The sequence below is a fragment of the Haladaptatus sp. genome, assembly GCF_049589095.1.
Classification (GTDB): Archaea; Halobacteriota; Halobacteria; order Halobacteriales; family Haladaptataceae; genus Haladaptatus.
The window spans coordinates 1-5957 of the sequence record NZ_JBAWAC010000496.1; the positions used below are offsets into that span (position 1 = coordinate 1).

Annotated in this window: 4 protein-coding genes and 1 pseudogene; 2 read left to right on the forward strand and 3 right to left on the reverse strand. The window is 61.5% G+C overall.

The annotated features are described in order from the left end of the window. Window positions 1-694, forward strand: a pseudogene (locus tag WBV42_RS15365) (alkaline phosphatase family protein); the annotation flags it as partial. 106 nt (window positions 695-800) lie between these two features. Continuing rightward, entirely contained in the window at window positions 801-1970 is a 1170-nt protein-coding gene (trpB, locus tag WBV42_RS15370; protein ID WP_423986797.1) for a tryptophan synthase subunit beta, read from the forward strand. A 33-nt stretch (window positions 1971-2003) separates the two neighbouring features. Here the strand turns inward: trpB and WBV42_RS15375 are convergent, their stop codons facing one another. The 3 genes from WBV42_RS15375 to WBV42_RS15385 form a co-directional block, all read right to left on the reverse strand. After that, window positions 2004-3983 carry a bifunctional metallophosphatase/5'-nucleotidase gene (locus tag WBV42_RS15375; protein WP_423986798.1) on the reverse strand — a complete coding sequence of 660 codons (1980 nt, stop codon included), beginning with the start codon at window positions 3981-3983 and terminating at the stop codon, window positions 2004-2006. 133 nt (window positions 3984-4116) lie between these two features. Then, the gene (locus WBV42_RS15380) at window positions 4117-5364 is read right to left on the reverse strand and encodes an MFS transporter (protein WP_423986799.1); all 1248 of its coding nucleotides are present in this window, start codon (window positions 5362-5364) and stop codon (window positions 4117-4119) included. Between the two features lie 265 nt (window positions 5365-5629). Then, window positions 5630-5957: S8 family serine peptidase (locus tag WBV42_RS15385; protein WP_423986800.1), on the reverse strand; the 328-nt coding region annotated here is incomplete at its 5' end.

Sequence of the window (5957 nt, forward strand, 5' to 3'; positions counted from 1 at the left end):
CACCGCGCATCGAATCCGAACCGGATTGGAGAAGGTCGGTCTCGCCGAGATCGCAAAACAGTACGCGCCGAAGAACGTGGCTCGGATGGCAAACGAACAGGTGGACTTCGCCAAATCGACCGCCTACGTCCGTGCACGAACCGAACTCGGCGTACGTATCAACTTGCAGAGCCGCGAACCGAACGGCATCGTCCCGCCGGAGAAGTACGACGAGGTGCGTGACGAACTCATCGAGAAACTCAGCGGCGTCGAAACGCCGGACGGCGAACTCGTCTTCGGCGAGGTCGTGCCACGCGAGAACTACTTCCACGGGAAGAACGCGGACAACGCGCCGGATATCGTGACGATTCCGAACCAGATGGGCCAGTTCATCTCCGCGCAACTGCTCGGCGATTACTTCGCGCCGCCGACCGAACCGTGGAACCACAAACTCGAAGGCATCGTCGCCGCGAAAGGGGAGGGCATCGACGTGGACGCGATGCCGACCAAAGCACACCTCTTCGACATCGCGCCGACGGTCATGTCCGCGCTCGGCGTGCCCTACAGCGACCGCATGGACGGGACGGTGATCCCGGTCGTCGAGGACACCGGTTCACAGTCCTACCCCGAATACGACGAGGAGAACGACGGTACGATGGGCGACGACGAGGCCAACGTGGAAGAGCGACTGGCCGACCTCGGGTATATGCAATAACGCTTCTGCCGACTCGTTTCCCCTTCCTTCCCGACGAAATTATACATCGACGGACGGAGTAGTACCGTGGAGTAGATTTATGATCTTTACTAACCATTCGGGATTTATGTCACGAGAGCAATCCATCGAGTTCGGGACGTTCGGGGGCCGACACGTTCCCGAACCGCTGGAGGAACCGCTCGAACAGCTAGCAGGAGCGTACGACGAAATTTCGGAGACGGAGGAGTTCCAGTCGGAGTTCCGGTCCCTGCTCGAATCGTTCGCCGGTCGGCCGACACCGATCTATCACGCGAAACGGCTTTCTGAGGAGTACGGTGCACGGATCTACCTGAAGCGGGAGGACCTGCTCCACGGCGGGGCACACAAGATCAACAACTGTCTCGGGCAAGCCCTGCTGGCGAAACAGGCGGGCAAGGAACGACTCATCGCGGAAACCGGCGCGGGGCAACACGGCACCGCGACGGGGATGGTCGGCGCGCTGCTCGACATTCCCACCGAGATTTACATGGGCAAAAAGGACGTCGAGCGCCAGAAGATGAACGTCTTCCGCATGCGCCTGATGGGTGCCGAGGTGAACGAGGTCACGCGCGGCGATTCAGGGCTTGCGGACGCGGTCGATGCCGCATTGGAGGATTTCGCCCACAACGTGGACGACACGCACTATCTCGTCGGAAGCGTCGTCGGGCCGGACCCGTTCCCCCGAATGGTTCGGGACTTCCAGTCGGTCATCGGCGAGGAGGCACGGGAGCAGATTCAGGAGAAGGCCGGAAAACTCCCCGACGCCGCCGTCGCGTGCGTCGGCGGCGGATCGAACGCCATCGGGTTGTTCCACGCGTTTCGCGACGACCCCGTCGAACTGTACGGTGCGGAAGGCGGCGGCGAAGGTACCGACTCGAAGCGCCACGCCGCACCGCTCGCTAACGGCACGACCGACATCCTGCACGGGATGCGAACGCGGATTCTGAACGACGACGTGGAAGTCCACTCGGTTTCCGCGGGACTCGACTACCCCGGCGTCGGTCCGGAACACGCCCAGTTCCGCGAGACGGGACGGTGTGAGTACACCGGCGTCACCGACGAGGAAGCGCTCGCCGCGTTCCGCGAACTCAGCGAACTGGAGGGCATCATCCCCGCGCTCGAATCGAGCCACGCCGTCGCGCTGGCGAAACAGCTAGCCGCCGAAAAGGACGAGGACGACGTCATCCTCGTGAATTTGAGCGGCCGCGGCGACAAGGACATGGAACAGGCCGCCGAGTTGTTCGACCTCGGAAAATAGGGAAACGTTCGACCGGCAGACGAATTCGACCGATCAGGCGGCCGCCATCGGCGGCACCGTGGCTCGGCTGTCGTCCTCGTTTTCGTTCGTCTCGTTCGTTGCGTCGCGCTCGCTCGCGCCGTGTCCGTTCCGGTCCGCGAGCGTCGCAGTCACGTCCGCGTTCAGCCGGGAGTAGTTGAAGTAGACGCGGTCGTACTGCGAGGACTGATACCCGCCGTAGAGGTCGAGCTGTACCGTTTCATCACAGCCGACGAGCGACGCGAGTTCGCCGTCGTCGAAGCGAACCGTGAGCGTATCCTCGTCGGCGTCGTAGGTGACGTTCTCCGCGGCAACGGTGCGGTTGTCCGGGGTCGAAACGACGAACGTGTTCGGGACGGTTTCGTTGTAGTCATCCGGTGCGTCGAACTGCATGACGGCGTTTCCGTGTCCGTCGAGGGTGACGGATTCGTCGGCGAGCGACGTATCGACGCGCTGAATTCGGCTGTCCGTCGTCGGCGCGATTTTCCCGTTCGATTTCAGGTAGTCCACGACGGTGGTCGAGAGCAGTTCGTCCGTGCGCTGAACGACCGGCTTGTCGGCGAGCGGATAGCCGCTTCCGCCGCCCGCCATGAAGTCGTTGACGGCGACTTCGTACGTCGCGTTCGGGTCGAGCGGTTTTCCATCGACCCGGACGTCGCGTATTTTTTGTTTTCCGTCGTGGCCGACCCACTCGAAGCGGACGCCGCTGACCTGCATCGACATCTCCGCGCCGTACTGCTGTCCGGCGTCGCTTTCCATCGTCGTGATTTGGCTCGCGAGCGTCTCCTTGAGTTGCGCGCCCGTCAGTCGAACCGTCACCACCTTGTTTCCGAACGGAAGCGTGTTGAACACGTCCCCGCCCGTGATGTTACCGGGACCGTAGACCCCGTTCGAACGGATTCCACCGGCGTTGGTGATGGCGACGTCGGCACCCGTTTGGGATCGCATCGCGTCGGTCACGAGGTCACCGTAGTTGCTCTCGCGGTGGTAGTTCGTGGAGAATCGCGCGTCGAGCGGTGTCTCGGTGTACGCGATGGTCGAGTCGAGGTTCACTTCCGAACGGTAGTCGTTGATGATCCGCGAGGCGGTTTCGTTCTTCGGCGTCGACTCCGTGATGTTGATGAGTCGGCCGTTCGCACCGACGACGTCGCCGTCCTCGACCGTGAGGTTGATCTCACTCAGGTACTCGGCGCGGGCTTCCGTCTCGCTGATGATGGTCCCGTCCACGACGTGCGGTCGGTAGACGACCTCGTCGTGACCGGTCAGAACCACGTCGGCGTCGGTCCGCTTTGCGACCGTTTCGGCTTCCTTGGTACCTTCGTGGAGCAGGACGACGACCACGTCCACGTTCTTCTGTTGTCGAAGTACCTTCTCGTACTTCTGCAGCGTCGGGACGACGGGTTTCGCGGTGATGTCGTGCGCCGAGAGGTTCTCCGAAACGGAGCCATCGACGCCGGGATAGATGGCACCGACGACACCGACTTTGACGCCGCCGCGTTGGACAACTTCGTACGGCTGTGCTCCCTCGATGATGTTTCCGGTCGTCTCGTTCACGAGGTTCGCCGCGAGCCACGGGAAGTTCGAGGCGCGGGACGCGTTCGCGAACGCGTCAGTTCCGTAATCGAGGTCGTGATTTCCGACCGCATCCGCGTCGGGGTGAATGAGATCGTACACGTCCACGGGTGCGTGCCACCCCGAGACGGGCGAGAGCGCGTTCGGTGACAGTTCGTCACCACCGCCCATGACGAACGTCGGGTTGTCGTGGGCCTGCCGACGCTCGTCGATTCGGTGAACGAGCCGTGGCACGTTGCCGTCCTTCGCCGCGGCTGTCTGAATGTCGTTGTAGGAGAGGATGGTCACGTTCGTCGAACTGTTCGTGGTTGCCGTGGTCGATCCGGTGTCGGAGTGTCGCCCGCCGACGTTCACACCGAGTGCGGGAATCGCTCCCGCGCTCACGATGCAAACGAGCAGAACGACTGCAGTAGCACGTCTCATTCATCGTAGTAAAACTATCGTTCGACGTTAATTGTATCTATGAGATTTTAATAGTATAATGTATTCTATGGATGGGAAATATTCGACTTAGGGATACATCGGTATGTTGGTGAATTGGAGCCGTCAGTGATCGCTACCACTGTGTCAGTGCCTTCGTCCCGTGAGAGTACGACAGCACGCCGAGGAACGTCAGGACGCCGGAGATAGCGGCAGTGCCGCCGAAATAGAACACCCACTGGATACCCGGACCGGTCGTCAGTATTCCGGCGAGGATCGGCGCGAGGATACTCCCCGGCCGCCACACCAAATCCCGGACGCCGAAACTGCTCGCCACGCCGCCACCCTCGACTCCTTCGTCGGCGAACAGCGCCATGCTGGCCGGTTCGCGGAAGCTATCGGCGATGCCGAGAAGCGCGTTCAACCCCACCAGGGGGAGGAACGCGGGCGAGAGCTGCCCAAGGATCGGAAACATCGACGGAAGTCCGAGCGTCCGACCGATGGCCGGTGAGAACGGAATACAGAGCGCAACGAGTCCGTACAGGCCGCCGCCGCAGAAGACGAACAGAGCGCGGCCGTATCGGTCTGAAAGCCGTCCCGTGTGGGGTTGAAACAGCATGTTCGTGAACTTCTCCGAGATGAGCACGGCGCTGACGGCGAGCGCCGCGTAGGTCAACCCACCCTGAGACGCCTTCAGTCCCGCGTATACGACGACCCAGTTTCGAACCATCGTTACCGCGACGGCGTACTGGGAGCGGAAACTCGTCAGCGTCAGGAGTTTGCGATTGAGCGCCAGATCCGAGAACGGAAAGCCTTCGATTCGCGTGTCGTCGGGTTCCACGAACAACAACACGCCGAACAGCGCCGGAACCAACAGGGCGACGATGACCCCGAACACCACGTCGAACCCGTACTGTTGATACAACGTCGCGGCCGAAATCGACCCGAGGATGGACGCCGCGAACCGCGCCGAATTGGCTTTCCCGATATGGTTCGCGCGCGTGTCGGCCGTCGAGAGTTCACCGACGAGCGCGAGCGTGATGAGGCCAGTTCCGGTCAGGGCAACCCCTTGGAGCGCACGTGCGGCGATGAAGCCCCAACTGCTCTCCACGAACGGAAACGCGACGTAGGCCGCGATGGAAACCACGATGCTCCCGAGCAACACGGTTCGTTTGTCGTATCGGTCGCCACCCCACGCGAGCGGGACGACGGCGATCGACTGTGCGGCGGTCAGTCCGGAGACGAACAGTCCGACGACGACGCCCGACTGGGGATTCAGAACGTTGAGATACGTCGGGAGGAGCGTCGCCAGCGTGATGAATCCGAACCCGGCGGCGAATCGGGTGAGATAGAGTGCGTAGAACTGAACGCGGTTTTCGTTCACGGTTCTAACTGTGAACAACCCCGCAAAACACCTTTCGTTTCGAAACCCATCCGTCGCTATCGTCGACGCGAGTGCTCGCTATCGGAACTCGACACCGATGAGTTACGATTTTCGACAATTCGGACAGAAGCCGTCTTCGAGATAGATTTCGAGCAATTTCTCGCCGCATTCGGAACAGCGCTTCAGCACGTTCTCCTTCTCTTCCACGGTGGTTCACGCCGAAATCGAAACCCGAGAAGAATAGTTGTATCGATTTTCCTCACACTCAGTTACTCACGAGACTCACGTCATCGTAGGTGCCGAGATTTCCGTTCTCGGCACGGGTCACCGCACCGACGGCGTCCACGAACCCGGTTCCGATGTTCCACGGGGTGTACTCGCTGTGTGCGTCGTCGGCCTCGGCCGTGAGGGTATTGAGTAGTTCCAGCGGGCTGATGTCGCCGCTGTTGTTCTGCCGATAGGCGTCAACGACAAGCGTGGCGATTCCCGCGACCATCGGCGTCGCCATGCTCGTTCCGCTGATGGTTGCATACCAGAGCCGACCGTCCTTCGGGCTTTCGGCCTGCAACGCGTCGCCCGGCGACATCGTACTG